The 15,477-nt window shown below is 67.7% G+C and carries 14 protein-coding genes, 2 tRNA genes and 1 riboswitch; of the genes, 10 read left to right on the top strand and 6 right to left on the bottom strand.

Annotated elements, in window-relative coordinates; genetic code table 11:
* Positions 1 to 26 precede the first annotated feature (26 nt).
* The gene (locus tag AB0O34_RS24115; protein WP_363918860.1) at positions 27 to 392 is read left to right on the top strand and encodes an MmcQ/YjbR family DNA-binding protein; all 366 of its coding nucleotides are present in this window, start codon (positions 27 to 29) and stop codon (positions 390 to 392) included.
* A gap of 18 nt (positions 393 to 410) precedes the next feature.
* On the opposite strand, the gene AB0O34_RS24110 is transcribed toward AB0O34_RS24115, so the two are convergent.
* From AB0O34_RS24110 to AB0O34_RS24095, 4 genes are all read right to left on the bottom strand, one after another.
* Positions 411 to 1,352, bottom strand: coding sequence for a hypothetical protein (locus AB0O34_RS24110; RefSeq protein ID WP_363918858.1), 942 nt, complete (start codon positions 1,350 to 1,352; stop codon positions 411 to 413).
* Between the two features lie 34 nt (positions 1,353 to 1,386).
* Positions 1,387 to 1,522, bottom strand: a riboswitch (cyclic di-AMP (ydaO/yuaA leader).
* Positions 1,523 to 1,585: 63 nt separating this feature from the next.
* Complete coding sequence (gene galT / locus AB0O34_RS24105) at positions 1,586 to 2,668, bottom strand: galactose-1-phosphate uridylyltransferase (protein ID WP_363918856.1); 1,083 nt, start codon at positions 2,666 to 2,668, stop codon at positions 1,586 to 1,588.
* Complete coding sequence (locus AB0O34_RS24100) at positions 2,665 to 3,465, bottom strand: DeoR/GlpR family DNA-binding transcription regulator (RefSeq protein WP_363918854.1); 801 nt, start codon at positions 3,463 to 3,465, stop codon at positions 2,665 to 2,667. The genes galT and AB0O34_RS24100 overlap by 4 nt, the downstream gene beginning before the upstream one ends.
* Positions 3,466 to 3,772: 307 nt before the next feature.
* Positions 3,773 to 5,128 (bottom strand): NAD(P)/FAD-dependent oxidoreductase, encoded by a 1,356-nt coding sequence (locus AB0O34_RS24095; RefSeq protein ID WP_363918852.1) that lies wholly within the window; start codon positions 5,126 to 5,128, stop codon positions 3,773 to 3,775.
* Positions 5,129 to 5,599: 471 nt separating this feature from the next.
* Between AB0O34_RS24095 and AB0O34_RS24090 the strand changes: the two genes are divergently transcribed.
* Entirely contained in the window at positions 5,600 to 6,223 is a 624-nt protein-coding gene (locus AB0O34_RS24090; RefSeq protein WP_363918850.1) for an NAD(P)H-binding protein, read from the top strand.
* Entirely contained in the window at positions 6,223 to 6,639 is a 417-nt protein-coding gene (locus tag AB0O34_RS24085; RefSeq protein ID WP_363918848.1) for a nitroreductase family deazaflavin-dependent oxidoreductase, read from the top strand. The genes AB0O34_RS24090 and AB0O34_RS24085 overlap by 1 nt, the downstream gene beginning before the upstream one ends.
* A gap of 458 nt (positions 6,640 to 7,097) precedes the next feature.
* On the opposite strand, the gene AB0O34_RS24080 is transcribed toward AB0O34_RS24085, so the two are convergent.
* Positions 7,098 to 7,171 (bottom strand) — tRNA-Gly (locus AB0O34_RS24080).
* 90 nt (positions 7,172 to 7,261) lie between these two features.
* On the opposite strand from AB0O34_RS24080, the gene AB0O34_RS24075 reads away from it, so the two are divergent.
* Positions 7,262 to 7,335, top strand: a tRNA-Pro gene (locus tag AB0O34_RS24075).
* 149 nt (positions 7,336 to 7,484) lie between these two features.
* Here the strand turns inward: AB0O34_RS24075 and AB0O34_RS24070 are convergent.
* The gene (locus AB0O34_RS24070) at positions 7,485 to 7,865 is read right to left on the bottom strand and encodes an ATP-binding protein (protein WP_363918901.1); all 381 of its coding nucleotides are present in this window, start codon (positions 7,863 to 7,865) and stop codon (positions 7,485 to 7,487) included.
* Between the two features lie 395 nt (positions 7,866 to 8,260).
* On the opposite strand from AB0O34_RS24070, the gene AB0O34_RS24065 reads away from it, so the two are divergent.
* From AB0O34_RS24065 to clpX, 6 genes are all read left to right on the top strand, one after another.
* Positions 8,261 to 9,130, top strand: a complete 870-nt coding sequence (locus tag AB0O34_RS24065) for a helix-turn-helix transcriptional regulator (protein ID WP_363918846.1) — start codon at positions 8,261 to 8,263, stop codon at positions 9,128 to 9,130.
* Positions 9,131 to 9,337: 207 nt separating this feature from the next.
* Positions 9,338 to 10,714 (top strand): trigger factor, encoded by a 1,377-nt coding sequence (gene tig, locus AB0O34_RS24060; protein ID WP_363918844.1) that lies wholly within the window; start codon positions 9,338 to 9,340, stop codon positions 10,712 to 10,714.
* 267 nt (positions 10,715 to 10,981) lie between these two features.
* Positions 10,982 to 12,541: a Na+/H+ antiporter gene (locus AB0O34_RS24055; RefSeq protein WP_363918842.1), complete on the top strand. Its 1,560-nt coding sequence runs from the start codon at positions 10,982 to 10,984 to the stop codon at positions 12,539 to 12,541.
* Between the two features lie 117 nt (positions 12,542 to 12,658).
* Positions 12,659 to 13,303 (top strand): ATP-dependent Clp protease proteolytic subunit, encoded by a 645-nt coding sequence (locus AB0O34_RS24050; RefSeq protein ID WP_363918840.1) that lies wholly within the window; start codon positions 12,659 to 12,661, stop codon positions 13,301 to 13,303.
* 11 nt (positions 13,304 to 13,314) lie between these two features.
* Positions 13,315 to 13,959, top strand: a complete 645-nt coding sequence (locus AB0O34_RS24045) for an ATP-dependent Clp protease proteolytic subunit (protein WP_363918838.1) — start codon at positions 13,315 to 13,317, stop codon at positions 13,957 to 13,959.
* 180 nt (positions 13,960 to 14,139) lie between these two features.
* The coding region (gene clpX, locus AB0O34_RS24040; RefSeq protein WP_363918836.1) for an ATP-dependent Clp protease ATP-binding subunit ClpX at positions 14,140 to 15,477 on the top strand (1,338 nt) is incomplete at its 3' end.

The raw sequence follows: 15,477 nt of genomic DNA, 5'->3' as shown, positions 1-15,477 counted from the left end.
GGTGATCGATGTTCTAGGGTGAGCACGTGGAGATCGAGCCGTCGCAGGCGCTGGAGCGGCTACGACGCCTGTGCCTGGCCCTGCCCGAGACGAGCGAGCGGCTGAGCCACGGCGCGCCGACCTGGTTCGTGCGTGGCAAGAAGACCTTCGTGACGCTGGCCGACCACCATCATGACGACCGCCTGGCCTTCTGGTGCGCGGCGCCGCCCGGCGCCCAGCAGGCGATGGTCGCCGAGGAGCCCGAGCGGTTCTTCCGCCCGCCCTATGTCGGGCATCGTGGCTGGCTCGGCGTCTACCTCGACGTCCCCGCCGACTGGGCCGAGATCGCCGAGATCGTCACCGAGGCCTACCGCCTGATCGCCCCCAAGAGCCTCACCGCCCGGCTCGGCTGACCACCGGCCGGCCGGTGGCTAGTACATCGAGATGTGGACATGGTCGAAGTGGTTCGCGGTGACGCCGCCACGGTTCGACATGGCACGCCAGCCGGGGAATCCCAGGTTGTAGATCCGCTGCTTGTAGATGACGTACTTCACGCCCAGCTTGCGGCCGTTCTTGATGGCCCACGCGGCGATCTGGTCGCCCAGCGCGGCCTCCCCGGCCGAGGGCATCGCGCCGCCTGAGCTCAGCATGAAGTCGCATGCGCGGCCCAGCGGGTGCTCACCGCCGTCGTTCTCCGCGCGGTAGCAGCCGACCGGGAAGCCGAGGGAGAAGTGGCTCTTCACCTCGGCCCGCATCAGTCGTGTCCTCGGGGTGATGTTGTCGCCGCCGGTGGGAAGCTCCGGAGCCCACGACCCGTTCGCCCGCTTGCCCGGCGCGGTCGGTACGAGCTGGTCGAGCTTGTCCTTGATCTGCCCGATCAGCTTCTCGGCGTCCTTGCGCTGGCCGGTCACCTCGACGACGTCGTCGCGGAGCTGCTTGGTCAGCTCGGCCGCGTCGTCGGCGGCCTTCTTGCGGGCGTCCCTGGCCGAGGCGAACCCCGCCAGCTTCGCCGACTGCTCGGCCTGGAGCTGCTGCAGCATGGCGGCGTCGCCGTATCCCGGGGCCATGAGCTCGCCCACCATGCCGAGGCCGCCCGCCTGGTAGCGGAGCTGGGCGATGTCGCCGACCTGCCCCTGCGCCGCCTTGAGGTCCGTCTCGGCGCTCACCAGGCGCTCGCGTGCCGACTTCTCGGCCGCCTTGGCCTTGGCGACGGCGACGCGCTTGGCGTTGTACTCGCCGATCAGCTTGTCGACCTTCTTGCCGAGGGAGGCGAGCTGCGACTTGAGTTGTTTCTCTGTGGGTTTCGGCGCGGCGTTTCCCGCCGTCGCCTGGCCGAGCATGAGCCCGGCCGCGGTCAGAACGCTGGCGGCCACGTAGGCGTAGCGGCCCGAAGTCGGGGGCAGAGCCCACTCCTCTCCATCTGCCGACCGGGTTAGCTGACGGGTTCGGGCCGGAGTCGCCCTACCACGAAGTGGATTCACCCCAAGAACCAATGGGTCCCCGGTTCCCAGGCGGGGCACCTGGGATTAGGCACACCAGCCGATACGGCCGGTGTGCGATGGATGGTAGTGGTAAAGCCCCCTTTGTGGCGACTTGGGGGCGGAAATCACCCCAGGTCATCCTGGGACCGGAGCAGCCGGGCCGCCTCCTCGGGGAGGACGTCGTTCACGAAGGCGCCCATCGCGGACTCGGAACCGGCCAGGTACTTCAGCTTCTCCTTGGCCCGCCGGATGCTGAACAGCTGGAGGTGCAGGTAGGCGAGGTCGCGCCCGGTGCGCACCGGGGCCTGGTGCCATGCCGCGACGTACGGCATCGGCACGCCGAACAGGCCGTCCAGCCGCCGGAGCACATCGGTGTAGAGGGGGCCGAAGGCGGCGCGCTCCTCGGCGTCCAGCGAGCACAGGTCGGGGACCTGGCGGTTCAGGTAGACGTTCACCTCGAACGGCCACCGGGCCGCGGCCGGGACGAACGCCGTCCAGTGGTCGTTCGACGCCACCAGGCGCGTCTCGGCCTTCCGCTCGGCAGCGAGCACGTCGGCGAACAGGTTGCCCCCCGTCCGCTCGCGGTATCGCCCGGCGGAGGCCAGCATCTGCCGGGTGCGGGGCGTCACGTAGGGATAGGCGTAGATCTGCCCGTGCGGGTGGGACAGCGTGATGCCGATCTCGGCGCCGCGGTTCTCGAAGCAGAACACCTGCTCCACGCCGGGCAGCGCCGCGAGCTCCGCCGTGCGGTCGGCCCAGGCCGTGAGAACCAGGTCCACCTGCTCGGGGGAGAGGGCGGCGAACGACGACCCGTGCTCGGAGGTGAAGCACACCACCTCGCAGCGGCCGAGGCCGGGCCGTACCTCGCTCAGGCCGCCCACCTGCTCGTAGTCGCCCGCGTGGAAGCTGAAGGACGGGAACCGGTTCTCGAAGACGGCGACGTCGTACTCGGGGGAGGGGATCTCGGTCGCCCGGCCCGGCGCCGAGGGGCACAGGGGGCACTCGGCGGCGGGAGGCAGGAACGTACGGCTCTGCCGATGGCCGGCGACCGCGACCCACTCGTCCATGACCGGGTCGTGGCGCAGCTCGGAGGCCGGAGGACGCGGGGGCAGCTCGCGGGTGTCGGGCGTGCTCCGGTCGGCGTCGTCGCGGCGGTCGAAGTAGATCAGCTCGCGGCCGTCGGCGAGGCGGATGGCCGTGCGCTTCACTGGGCCACCACCTGCGGTGCGCCGGCGGGATCGGTGAGGATCAGGGTGCCGACCTGGTCGGAAAGAGTCGAACCGGCCTCCTCGGGCAGGCCCGTGTCGCTGATCACGACGTGGGCCTCCTCCAGCTTGGCGATCGTGCTTATGCCCACGGTGCCCCACTTGGTGTGGTCGGCGAGCACGACGAGCTGCTGCGCGGCCGCGACCAGCTCGCGGTTCGTCTCGGCCTCCAGCAGGTTGGGAGTCGTGAACCCCGCCCTGAGGTTCATGCCGTGCACGCCCAGCATGAGCGTGTCGACGTTCAGCTGGCGGATGGCGGCCACGGCGACCGGGCCGACCAGCGCGTCCGACGGGGTGCGTACGCCGCCGGTGAGCACCACGGTCTGGTCGGCACGCCCCGACCGGTGGAAGACGTCGGCGACCTGCACCGAGTTGGTGATGACGGTGAGCTCGGGGATGTCGGCCAGGTGGTGGGCGAGTGTCCACGTGGTGGTGCCCGCCGACAGCGCCACGGAGGTGCCGGGGCGTACGAGCTCGGCGGCCCGGCGCGCGATGGCCTCCTTCTCGGCCTGCTGGCGCACGGACTTGGCCGCGAACCCCGGCTCCTCGGTCGACCCCGCGCCCGTGGCGGTGGCGCCGCCGTGCACCTTCTCGATGAGCCCGCGCTCGGCCAGGACCTCCAGATCGCGGCGGATGGTCATATCGGACACCCCGAGCTCGCGGACCAGGTCGGCGACCCGTGCCGCGCCGTTCCTGCGAACGCGCTCGAGGATCGCCTGCTGCCGTTGCTGGGCCAGCATGGTTCTCTCCTCTTCAACAGATTCCAACAAATTATCGCACGTTACTAACGGTCCGATGTTGAAACTTGATGGCGGAGAGCTCACAACGGGGAAGACACACCTATGACGGACGCGGCCCGTGGCCTGTGCACTCTTTGACGTTTGGGCCTTGTACGGCTCAGGCGCCAGGGGCACTGTGGGTGCACGAGGCGCACGGAGAGGAGACCGCGAGATGGGCAGACGCGCGCGCAAGGGCAAGGCCCGCAGGAAGAAGAAGGCCAACCACGGCAAGCGGCCGGCGTCACGCTGAGCGTTCCAGACGCGAGGGTCAGCCGAGCTGCCCGAGAGTGTCCTCGATCGCCCGGTGGAATGTCGGATACGCATAGATCATGGTCTTGAGCTGCTCGATCGGCACCCGCGAGTGCACGGCGAGTGTCAGCATGCCCAGCATCTCGCCCGCGTACGGCCCGGCGATCGTCGCGCCGACCAGCACCCGCTCGTCCGCCACCAGCTTGACGAAGCCGTCGGCCCGGTGGATCCAGCCCCGGGCGGACGAGGAGAGCTCGGTGAACGCGGTTCGTACGGAGATGCCCTTCTCGCGGGCCTCCCGTTCGGTCATCCCCACCGCCGCCACCTCGGGATCGGTGAACGTCACCCTCGGGACGGCGTGGTAGGAGGCGGCAGGCCCGCGCTCGCCGAGGATGTCGGCGATCGCGATCTCCGCCTGGTACATCGCCATGTGGGTGAAGGCGCCCTTGCCGGTGACGTCTCCAAGCGCCCAGACGCCTTCGGCGGCGCGCATGTGCTCGTCGACCACGATCGCGTGCGCGGACTCGTCGAGACCGATCGCGCCGACGCCGAGCGCCGCGAGGTCGGACCGGCGGCCGGTGGCGATCAGCAGCTTCTCGGCCCGGTGGCTGCCGTCCTCGGTCATCACGGTGAAGGCGGCCCCGTGGTGGTCCACCCGCGTGACCTTGGTGCCCGTACGGACCGTCATGCCCTCGCCGTCGAAGACCTTCGCGATCAGCTCGCACGCCTCCGGCTCCTCCGGGCCGAGGATCCGCCCGGCGGCCTCGATCACGGTGACCTCCGCGCCGAAACGGGCGAACACCTGGGCCAGCTCGGCCCCGATCGCGCCTCCGCCGAGCACGATGAGCGACTCGGGCACCTGCTCGGTCTCGATCGCCTCGTGGTTCGTCCAGTACGGCGTGCCCGCGAGCCCGGCGATGGGCGGGACGGCGGCCTGGGAGCCGGTGGAGATCACTATGCCGCGGCGGGCGCGCAGCGCGCGCGTGCCGTCGACCGTGACCTCTTTCGGCCCGGTGATCCTGCCCCGGCCCCGCACCAGGGTGCCGCCCTTGTCGGTGAACCGGTCTGCGGCGACCTTGTCCTTCCAGTTGTCGGTCGCCTCCTCACGGATGCGGCGGGCCACTGGAGCCCAGTCGGGCGCGACGGCCGCCTCGCCCGCCATCCCGGGAATCCGCCTGCCCTCGGCGAGCAGGTCGGCTGCCCGGATCATCATCTTGGAGGGGACGCATCCCCAGTAAGGGCACTCGCCGCCCACCAGGTTGGCCTCCACCCCGGCGACGGCCAGGCCCGCCGCCGCCAGGCGCTCGGCGACATCCTCCCCGCCCGGCCCGAGACCCACGACGATGACGTCGAACTCTTCCACTTCCGCAGCCATGGCCTCCCCCTGCCCAAGGGATATCGCCTCAACACGGAGGCCGCCAAGATCCTCTGAAGGCCCCCGGCGCGGGCCGTCAGCCTCCCATCGGGCCGCCGCGCCACCGGCTCCTCGAAGATGATCTCGTTGACGACGCGACGATCGTCCGCTTCCGGAACATGGAGCACATCTGAGGCTCCCGTCCAACGACGGGCGTGCGGAAAGAAACCGGAAAGCCAGAAGGAAAGAAGTAAGGCCCAGGTCGAGGAGCATGTCCTCTACCTGGGCCTTTATCGTGAGATCGGACGACGGGAATCGAACCCGCGTAGCCGGTTTGGAAGATTGTGGTCCGCGCGACTCTAACCTGCCGCGCCGCAGGTTCCCTCATGGCCTCACGATAGCCGGTATCCCAGTGGTAACCGCGGCCCCAGATAGCGTCGGAGAACCGGCCGGGGCTGCACGCGCTCCGGCCCTGGTGAAAGGCGGTTCGTCATGAACATCGTGGTCTTTGGCGCGGGTGGCCGGGCCGGGCGGCAGGCCGTCGCCGAGGCGCACCGGCGCGGCCACCAGGTCACCGCCGTGGTGCGCGACCCCGCAGGCCACAGCGACCTGACCGATGTGCGGGTAGTGGCGGGCGACGTCACGGACCCGGTGAGCATCGAGCATGCGGCCACCGGGCATGACGCCGCCATCAGCGCCGCCGTGGACCTGTCCGTGTCACCGCATGACTTCTTCACCGAGTCAGCCCGCGCCCTGACCACCGGCCTGGCGAAGGCGGGTGTGCGCCGCCTGGTGGTGGTCGGCCTCGCATCGATCCTGCCCGGGGCGTCAGGCACTCCCTTGATGGACGAGCCCGGCTACCCGAACGAGTACCGCTCCTTCTACCTCGGCCACGCGGCGGGCCTCGACGAGCTTCGGACCTGCGACCTCGACTGGGCGTACCTGGCCCCCGCAGGCGACTTCGACCATGCCGGCACGCGCACCGGCCGGTACCGGAACGCCGAGCATGGCGACCCGGCCAGCCGGATCACATACGCGGACTTCGCCATCGCGCTGCTAGACGAGATCGAGCAACCTCTCCACCACCGCGCCGCCGTCAGCGTCCGGGAGGAGTGATGCCCGAGGTCCACGACAACCCGAACGCCTGGGTCGCCGAGCACATCCGCCGTTTCGAGGAGACCGGCGGTCGACCACGGCCGGGCGTGAACGACCTGCTACTGACGACCCGAGGCCGGAAAACCGGCGAACTGCGCCGCACCGCACTCGTCTACGCGCTCGACGGCGACCGTTACGTCCTAGCGGCCTCCAACCGCGGCGCGGACCACCACCCGGCCTGGTACCTCAACCTGCTTGCCGACCTGTACGTCACCGTGCAGGTCGGTACGGAGACCTTCACCGCACGAGCGCGCCCCGCCACCGCGGCAGAGCATCCACACCTGTGGCGCCTGATGGTGTCGGCCAGGCCGGAGTACGCGGCCTACCAGGAGCAGACCTCCCGGAAGATCCCCGTGGTTCTCTTAGAACGCGTCTAAGACCTGGGCAGTGGCGTTCTGAGCGACCGCCTTGAGATTCTCAAACCTCACGTCGAGCCCCCGCAGTTCCCGCATGGCATGTCCAGTGGACCGCACCGTCATTAGCAACGAAGTCCGGGACCTTCGATCGCCCCTGACCCTGTGCGGTAGCCAGCCAGAGCACGGCGATCGTCGGGCTGTATTTGTACGGCGGCGGCGCGTCCGTGGTCGGTGGGTGAGGTTTGGTGCCGCGGGTGCTGTGTACGGCGGGCGGGCGGCTCCATCAGGGCGGCGCTCATCTACCAGCACGCGAGCAAGGACCGTGACCAGGCCATCGCGCGTGTCCTCGGCCGAGCATTCAAGAGAGCTCAGTATGGCGGGCACAAAGCATCGGGCACGCCACGGGCACGAAAGATCCTGAAGTTTAGGAAACGAAAAGGCCAGGTCGCCGCGTATGGGCTGACCTGGCCTTTCTTCGTTGGAGCGGACGACGGGAATCGAACCCGCGTAGCCAGTTTGGAAGACTGGGGCTCTACCATTGAGCTACGTCCGCGCGAGCCGGTCGCTGTCTGGTCTAGACTTCATCCGGTCGTCAGGACGTAAGCGTACCGGAGATTGCGAGTGCGCGAGCGACCCGACGTTCCGGGGTGTAGCGCAGCTTGGTAGCGCGCCTGCTTTGGGTGCAGGAGATCATCGGTTCAAATCCGGTCACCCCGACGCGCCGATATCCGGCCCCGCCTGGCGCGGGAGCCGGCGGCGGACTCTCATGGATTTCAGCGGGGTTGTGCCCGGTCACGGGCGTCCGAGGCCGGGGCGATGGAAGCCCGGAGGCGGTCGCGAGCCAGAGGGCAAGGGTCGTTGGGAAGTCAGCGGTCGGCGCGGAAGAGCGCCCAGACGGCCTTGCCGCCCTCGTCCAGCGGGTCCCAGCCCCAGCACTTGCTGTAGGTCTCGACGATGTAGAGGCCGCGCCCGTTCTCCGAGACGAAGTCGGGCTCCTTGGGCGTCGGCACCTCGTCACTGGGGTCTGACACCACGAGCAGCACGTGCGGCGAAAGACGAAGGAGCATCAAAGTGATCGGATGCTCCTCGAAGTGCCGCGCAGAGTAGCTCGCGTACCGCACGGCGTTGGTGACCAGCTCCGACACCACGAGTGCCGCGTCGTCGCCGAGTTCCGGAAGTCCCCATCCCCTGAGGGTGGTCCGGGTCACATCACGGGCCGTTTTCACGGAATCGGCCTGGGGGCGCAACGGGCAGGTGGTGGCGTCCTCCCGGCCGCTCGACCGCAACAGCCTTTGGAATCCCACTTCACGGGTTACTTCGAGGCAGTGGGCCGCGGATACGGGCTCCAGCATCCTGCTGATACCTCCCGCTGTCATTGTCAGTCTCCGCAGCCAGTCGTCTCTTTTACGAGTTAGTGCACCTTTAGCCCAATATGCACTAGGCCATCATGGGTCAGTATTGCGGCTTGGTGCAAGACCCAAATGCACGTGCAGTTGCGCTGTGCAGACGCATGAACTCGTACGGATGGGATCTCTGAGTCGTACCGATGCGACGCGTGAAAGGGACGCGCGGACCAGACCTTGTCATGGGGGCCGGAAGTGGTGACACTGTGTTGGCTGGCCTGAGTAGAGAAGGAGGCCGAATGACGCTGTTCCAGCCTGGATCCGGTCCCACGGCCCTCCGCATCCTCCTGGGCTCCCAGCTGCGTCGCCTCCGCGAGCAAAAGGGCATATCGCGCGAGGACGCCGGTCATCTGATCCGCGGTTCCGAATCCAAGATCAGCAGGATGGAGCTGGGCCGGGTCGGATTCAAGGAACGCGATGTGGCGGACCTGCTGACCTATTACGGAGTCGCGGACGGAGAGGCGCGGTCGGCCGTCATGGACCTCCTGGAGAGAGCGAACGAACCAGGCTGGTGGCACCGTTTCAACGATCTCCTGCCCTCGTGGTTCCAGGCGTACGTCGGTCTCGAAGAGGCCACGTCGCGCATTCGCACCTATGAGGTGCAGTTCATCCCGGGCCTGCTGCAGACCAAGGAGTACGCCCGCGCCGTCATCACCGCGGGCGCGGCCGGCCTCGGCCACGCGGAGATCGCGCGCCGCGTCGACCTGCGGGTGGAGCGCCAGCGCATCCTCGACCGCGGCGACGGGCCGGTCTTCTGGGCGGTGATCGACGAGGCCGCGCTGCGGAGGCCGATCGGCGGCGCCGACGTGATGCGCGGCCAGTTGGAGCACCTGCTCGAGCTCATGCGCCTGCCGAACATCACGATTCAGGTCATGCCGTTCAGTTTCGGCGGGCACAGCGCCGAAGGGGGCGCGTTCAGCATTCTTCGTTTCGAAGACAGCGAGCTCCCTGACGTGGTATACGTCGAGCAGCTGGCTAGCGCTCTCTACCTGGACAAACGTGAGGAAGTGGACCGTTACAGCGAGGTGATGGAGCGGCTTTGCGCCGTGAGCACCACTCCTGACGCGACGGTCGACATCCTGCAGAAGATCATCTCTGATGGATTCTGACGCCTGTCGATGACGCCGAAGGTGTCCGCCTGCCCTAGACTGGCATGCGGCGCTGGACACCCGCCACAGTTGAGCACGCCCAGATAGTTGTGCCCGCTGGCCTGTGCACTGAGCCGCCCATGTGGGCGCGGCGCGCGAGCATGTCGCGGTAGCCGTACGGCATGACGCGCCCGCGATCACCAGAAGCTTGATCAAGGAGACCACCCCGTGAAGACCGCTGTCGAGGAGCTCAGCCCGACCCGGGTCAAGCTCACCGTCGAGGTGCCGTTCGAGGAGCTCGAGACGAGCATGCAGGCGGCGTACAAGAAGGTCGCGCAGCAGGTGCGCGTGCCCGGCTTCCGCCCCGGCAAGGTTCCCGCCCGCATCATCGAGCAGCGCTTCGGCCGCGCGGTGGTTCTGGAAGAGACCCTCAACGACGCCCTGCCGAAGCTGTACGGCCAGGCCGTGGACGAGAGCGACGTCTTCCCTGTGAGCCAGCCCGAGATCGAGGTCACCAAGATCGACGACGGCAAGGAGGTGGAGTTCACCGCGGAGGTGGACGTCCGCCCGGCCTTCGACATCCCGGCCTACGAAGGCCTCGAGGTGACCGTTCCCTCGGCCGAGGTCTCCGACGAGGACATCGACACCCAGGTCGACGCGCTGCGCCAGCGGTTCGCGACGCTGACCGGGGTCGAGCGCCCCGCCGGCAACGGCGACTACGTCGTGATGGACCTCTCCGCCACGATCGACGGCAAGAACATCGAGGAGCAGCAGGCCTCGGACGTCTCCTACGAGGTCGGCGCCGGCTCGGTGCTGGAAGGCCTCGACGACGCGCTGGTCGGCATGGGTGCGGGCGACGAGAAGACCTTCACCACGACGCTCGTCGGCGGTGAGAACGCCGGCGAGGAGGCCGACGTCACCATCAACGTGAAGAGCGTCAAGGAGAAGGTCCTGCCGGAGCTCGACGACGAGTTCGCCGGCCTCGCCAGCGAGTTCGACACCCTCGAGGAGCTGCGCGACAGCATCCGCGAGCAGGCGCGCCGCAACAAGCTCGTCGACCAGGTCGTGCAGGCCCGCGAGAACGCCCTGGCGACCCTGCTCGACCAGCTCGACATCCCGCTGCCCGAGAGCGCGCTGAAGGCCGAGCTCGACGCCCGCAAGCACAACCTCGAGCACCAGATCGGCGAGAGCGGCCTCAGCCGCGAGGCGTTCTTCCGGCTCTACCAGACCACCGAGGAAGAGCGGTTCGCCGAGTTCGACGAGAACTCCCGCAAGGCGATCAAGACCGGCTTCCTGCTTGACAAGATCGTCAAGCAGGAGGACCTCGGGGTCAACGAGCAGGAGCTGACCAACTTCGTGGTGCGCCGCGCCATGCAGATGGGCGTCGCCCCGAACACCCTCGCCCAGCACCTCGCCGACAACGACCAGCTCACGCTGGCGATGGTCGAGATCGTCCGCGACAAGGCCAAGACCGTCATCGGCGACGCGGCCAAGGTGGTCGACGAGGCGGGCAACGAGGTCGACCTCAAGGCCATCTACACCGAGCTCAACGAGGCCGACGAGGCCGCCCAGGCCGAGGCCGCCGCCCAGCAGCCGGTCGAGTGACCCTCCGGCCCGCTTGACGTACGCCTGAACAGCGTCTCGTTCAGGCGTTGACGAGCCTTCCCGGCGGCCTGGTTTCCGAACCGGGCTCTCCTCGGAGGCGTGCCGACACGGCTTTCACGACGCCCCCGCCGCACTCTCGCGGCGGGGGCGTCGTCGTCTCACGCCAGGCCCGCAGGTAGATGCATGCACGCATAGGCGAAGCTTGAGGTGATTCTTGCCGATTGCCGGGCAACTCCCGACTGTGGACGCACGTAATCGGGGGGGCAGATGATCGAGGCTTACCTCATCGTCGCCGTGGTCATCGCTGTGATCATGCTGGTCGGCCGTGGGCTGGCGCGGCACTTCGGCATCCCGCAGGCGATCCCCCTCGTTCTGCTGGGAGTCGCCGCTAGCCTGCTGCCGGGCATGTCCAAGGCCGCGGTCGCGCCCGAGGTCATCCTCAACATCTACCTGCCGCTGCTGGTCTACCGCGCGGCGTTCCTGACCGCGCCTCGCGAGACGAAGGAGGACGCGGTCCCGATCTCGGTGATGGCCTTCGGCCTCACATGCGTGACGGCCCTCGCCGTCATGCTGGCGGTGCATCTGGCCGTGCCGCAGGTGGGCTGGCCGGTCGCGCTCGCGCTCGGCGCGGCGGTGTCGCCGACGGACCCGGTCGCGGCTACCTCGATCATGCAGCGCCTCGGCGCCCCGCGCCGCCTGGTGACGATCCTGGAGGGTGAGAGCCTCGTCAACGACGCCGTGGCCCTGACCCTGTTCGGTCTGGCCTTGACCGCGCTCGCCGAGCCGGTCACGCTGGCCGACGGGGCCTGGCTGATGATCCGCGTGGTCGCGGGCGCCGTGCTGTACGGCCTGGTCATCGGATGGGCCGTGGCCCGGTTCCGCCTCTGGATCAAGGACAGCGGCGCGCAGATCGTGGTCTCCCTGATCACGCCGTTCCTCGCCTATCTCCCCGCGGAGCATTTCGGGCTTTCCGGGGTGCTCGCCACCATCACCACCGGCTTCTACCTCGGCATGCGCGCCCATGGGCTGCTCCAGCCCGCCTCCAGGCTCACCGGTAACGCCTTCTGGGACGTCCTGGTGTTCCTGCTGGAGTCCAGCCTGTTCGTCCTGCTCGGGCTGGAGATCCGCCAGGTGATCGCCGGCGTGTCGAACTACTCGGCGGCCTCGCTGGCGGGGACGGCGCTGATCGTCATCGCCGTCATCGTGCTGCTCCGGCTGCTGTGGACGATGGTGGTGTTCCCGCTGGCCAAGTGGCTGCCTGGCAAGCACCTGTCCTTCGACCGCATCGCCAGGAAGGAACGCCTTGTCATGGGCTGGGCGGGAATGCGGGGCGCCATCACGCTCGCCGTCGCGCTGTCGATCCCTCTGACCGCGCCCAACCGGCCGTTGATAATCTTCCTCGCCGCCGCCGTGGTCCTCGTCACCCTTATCGGGCAGGCCACGACCCTGGCCCCGCTGCTGCGCCGCCTCGGCCTCGGGGAGTCGGAGAAGTCGGTCGTCGAGGAGGCGACGGCCCGTGAGGCCACGATGGAGGCCGCTCTGGCGAGGCTCGACCGGCTCAGCTCGGACGGCCAGGTGGACGACCACATGGCCGACGTCTTCCGCCAGCTGCTCGAACTGCGGCTCGACCGTGTACGGGCGATCCTCGACGACGACGGGCAGTCGGGACAGTCCGAAACCCGGTGGCTCCGCAAGCAACTCGCCCATGCCCAGCGGGAGAAACTGGACGAGCTTTACTCCAAGGGCAAGATCAGCGCTGGGACGCAGCGCCATCTCATCCACGAGCTTGACCTGGAGGATCGCCGCCGCGCGTCGGGACCCCCCTGAGCCCCTAGGCACCTGCGCCGTCAGCGAACAGCGTGAAGACGGGGTCTGACCGGTCGGTGCCGCGCGTTAAGGTCACAAGCAAAGCCCATCGATTACGACGCATCGGAAGGTGACGCTGTGACCAGCCCGCCGACCTCTTTCCAGCCCACCAGCTTCGGGCCGGAGTCGCGTGGCCGTGAGAACGGCTCGTTCCGGCTCGAGGACCAGCTATACAACCGTCTGCTGCGTGAGCGCATCGTGGTGCTCGGCACCCAGGTGGACGACGAGGTCGCCAACCGCATCTGCGCCGAGCTGCTGCTCCTGGCCGCCGACGACGCCGACCGAGACATCTGGCTCTACATCAACTCTCCTGGCGGTTCGGTGACCGCCGGCATGGCGATTTACGACATGATGGAGTATGTGCCGAACGATGTCTGCACGGTCGCCATGGGTCTCGCCGCCTCGATGGGGCAGTTCCTGCTGTGCGCCGGGGCCACAGGCAAGCGTTACGCGCTGCCGCACGCTCGCATCATGATGCACCAGCCTTCCGGCGGCATCGGCGGCACGGCCGCGGACATCGCGATCCAGGCCGAGCAGATGCTCTACGTCAAGAAGACCTTGGCCGAGCGCATCGCCCACCACACGGGTCAGCCGCTCGACCAGATCGAGAGGGACTCCGATCGGGACCGCTGGTTCACGGCCGAGGAGGCCAAGGACTACGGCTTCATCGACAACGTCGTGCGCAGCGCGCGGCAGGTGCCCTCTGAGGGCGCCGTCTCCTGAAGGGGCAATTCGTGAGTGATCTGATCCGGCCGGGAGACATCAACGGCCGCTACATCATCCCTTCGTTCGTCGAACGCACCACGTACGGCGTCAAGGAGATGAACCCTTACAACAAGCTTTTCGAGGATCGCATCATCTTCCTCGGGGTGCAGATCGACGACGCGTCGGCGAACGACGTGATGGCCCAGTTGCTGACCCTGGAGTCACTCGATCCCGACCGTGACATCAGCATCTACATCAACTCGCCGGGTGGCTCGTTCACCGCGATGACGGCGATCTACGACACGATGCAGTTCGTCCGCCCGGAGATCCAGACGGTCTGCCTCGGCCAGGCGGCGTCCGCCGCGGCCGTGCTGCTGGCCGGTGGCACCCCGGGCAAGCGATTCGCGCTGCCGAACGCCCGTGTCCTGATCCACCAGCCGTCCACCGAGGGTGGCGGCCAGGGAAGCGACATCGAGATCCAGGCGCGCGAGATCCTGCGGATGCGCTCGCTGCTGGAGGAGATCGTCGCCCGCCATTCGGGCAAGACGCAGGAAGAGGTTCGTCGCGACATCGAGCGCGACAAGATCCTCAATGCCGATGAGGCCAAGGAGTACGGCCTGATCGACGACATCATCCCCTCACGGAAGAAACGCGCCCAAGCCGTGGCTTCCTGAGGACGCGGATCGCACCGGAACGGTGCCCAATTGGGCACGTTCCGGTGCGACTCACCGCTAGGGGGCGCACTGAGGGCCCAGAAGACGGTAACGTCGAAACCTGAGCGGGATGACTTTTCGGACCGAGTCCGCAAGATTCGGATCGCGGAGCAGGCGGTCCCACGCAAAGGAGTATCTGGGGTGGCACGCATCGGCGACGGCGGAGACCTGCTGAAGTGCTCGTTCTGCGGGAAGAGCCAGAAGCAAGTCAAGAAGCTCATCGCCGGACCAGGCGTCTACATCTGCGATGAGTGCATCGATCTCTGTAACGAGATCATCGAGGAGGAGCTATCCGAGTCCTCCGAGCTCAAGTGGGACAGTCTCCCGAAGCCGAGAGAGATCTACGAGTTCCTCGACGCCTACGTCATCGGTCAGGACAAGGCGAAGCGGGCCCTCTCGGTGGCGGTGTACAACCACTACAAGCGGGTGCAGTCCGGCGAGCGCGGCCGAGACGACGGCCTTGAGCTTGGAAAATCCAACATTCTTCTGCTCGGCCCGACCGGCTCGGGTAAGACCCTGCTCGCGCAGACTCTCGCGAAGATGCTGAACGTGCCGTTCGCCATCGCGGACGCCACGGCGCTCACGGAGGCGGGCTACGTCGGCGAGGACGTCGAGAACATTCTGCTCAAGCTGATCCAGGCCGCCGACTACGACGTCAAGAAGGCCGAGACGGGCATCATCTACATCGACGAGGTCGACAAGATAGCCCGCAAGAGCGAGAACCCCTCGATCACCCGCGACGTCTCGGGCGAGGGCGTGCAGCAGGCCCTGCTGAAGATCCTCGAAGGCACGACCGCTTCGGTCCCGCCGCAGGGCGGCCGCAAGCATCCGCATCAGGAGTTCATCCAGATCGACACCACCAACGTGTTGTTCATCTGCGGTGGAGCCTTCGCCGGCCTCGAGAAGATCATCGAGTCGCGCATCGGCAAGAAGGGCATCGGATTCAACGCGATCATCCACTCCAAGGATGAGATCGACGCGTCCGACATCTTCGCCGACGTCATGCCGGAGGACCTGCTGAAGTTCGGCATGATCCCCGAGTTCGTGGGCCGTCTCCCGATCATCACCAGCGTGCACAACCTTGACCGTGAGGCGCTCATCCAGATCCTCACCGAGCCGAGGAACGCCCTGGTCAAGCAGTATCGGCGGCTGTTCGAGCTCGACAACGTCGAGCTGGAGTTCACCGACGACGCGCTGGAGGCCATCGCCGACCAGGCGATCCTGCGTGGCACCGGAGCCCGCGGGCTGCGCGCCATCATGGAGGAGGTCCTCCTCTCGGTGATGTACGAAGTGCCCTCCCGTCAAGATGTGGCACGCGTCGTCATCACCAGGGAGTCGGTCCTCGAGCACGTCAACCCCACCCTGGTCCCTCGCGACCAGCTGAACGCCAAGCAGCAGCGCACGCCCCGGGAGAAGTCCATACCCGGATGGAAGACTTACGAAACTCCGGACATGCTGGTCGAATGCGTCACGTGTGCT

Source organism: Sphaerisporangium sp. NPDC088356 (genome assembly GCF_040685555.1).
Lineage (GTDB): Bacteria > Actinomycetota > Actinomycetes > Streptosporangiales > Streptosporangiaceae > Sphaerisporangium.
Note: the sequence above shows the minus strand (reverse complement) of the source record. Positions and strands in the feature narration are given on the sequence as shown.

Bases quoted from the DNA above. Each gene is read 5' to 3' on its own strand.
- AB0O34_RS24090 (WP_363918850.1), top strand. From the start codon at position 5,600: ATGAACATCGTGGTCTTTGGCGCGGGTGGCCGGGCCGGGCGGCAGGCC.
- AB0O34_RS24065 (WP_363918846.1), top strand. From the start codon at position 8,261: ATGACGCTGTTCCAGCCTGGATCCGGTCCCACGGCCCTCCGCATCCTC.
- AB0O34_RS24055 (WP_363918842.1), top strand. From the start codon at position 10,982: ATGATCGAGGCTTACCTCATCGTCGCCGTGGTCATCGCTGTGATCATG.
- AB0O34_RS24100 (WP_363918854.1), bottom strand. From the start codon at position 3,465: ATGCTGGCCCAGCAACGGCAGCAGGCGATCCTCGAGCGCGTTCGCAGG.
- AB0O34_RS24095 (WP_363918852.1), bottom strand. From the start codon at position 5,128: ATGGCTGCGGAAGTGGAAGAGTTCGACGTCATCGTCGTGGGTCTCGGG.
- AB0O34_RS24085 (WP_363918848.1), top strand. From the start codon at position 6,223: ATGCCCGAGGTCCACGACAACCCGAACGCCTGGGTCGCCGAGCACATC.